This window comes from Lyngbya sp. CCY1209 (assembly GCF_055795065.1).
Genome location: NZ_JAYFER010000449.1, coordinates 1 through 713 on the forward strand (window position 1 = coordinate 1; position 713 = coordinate 713).

Below are 713 nucleotides of genomic sequence, written 5' to 3' on the forward strand. Positions count from 1 at the left end.
GTATCAGTTGTGCCACTAAAAGTTTTGATTCCTGACAAATTTAATTGGCTGTTTGTGGCATATAAATCTACCTCTTTTAGGGCGGTGAGTTTTTTTGCTTCAACTTCACCACCATCTTTGACCATAATATAGGAAGGGCTGGAAACATCTTTGCCTGAAAATGTCTTTAAGTTGGGTAACTTGACTATGCTTTTATTTCCTTCCGCTAAAATGTCTGTGTCGTTTCCTAAAGTTGTTAAGCCATTCAAACTTAAAGAGCCACCCCCTTTAGCTGCCAAAAATAAATCCTGAATATTAGGATTTCCCTTTGAGAAATTGATTTTGACGCTCTCCCCTATGGCTTCCACAGTTACATTATCGCTAGAGTTGGGAACTTTGCCACCACTCCACTTGCGCGGGTTATACCAATCCCCACTACCTCCAAGCCAGGAAACATTTGCTTGTTCGATCGCCACTTCTTCCCCACCCAAAACAACGATCGCACTATCATCCTCACCCCACAATGCCAATAATTCCGATTCGCTCAACCCCTGACCCACAACCAAATTCGCGAAAATATCCCCCTCATCCCCAGGAGAATCGATCGCATTCATTTCAGCATCAATATAATGACCATATTCTTCCAACAAAACAGAAGCGATCGCATTTACATTCCCCGAATTCTCATCCACCAACTCCTGAGACAAGTAAATCGTATTCGTAGCAGCAGCAAA

1 pseudogene is annotated in these 713 nt (G+C 42.5%); it reads right to left on the reverse strand.

The window, feature by feature from the left end:
• Positions 1 to 713: pseudogene (locus AC0QHF_RS14205) on the reverse strand (hypothetical protein); the annotation flags it as partial.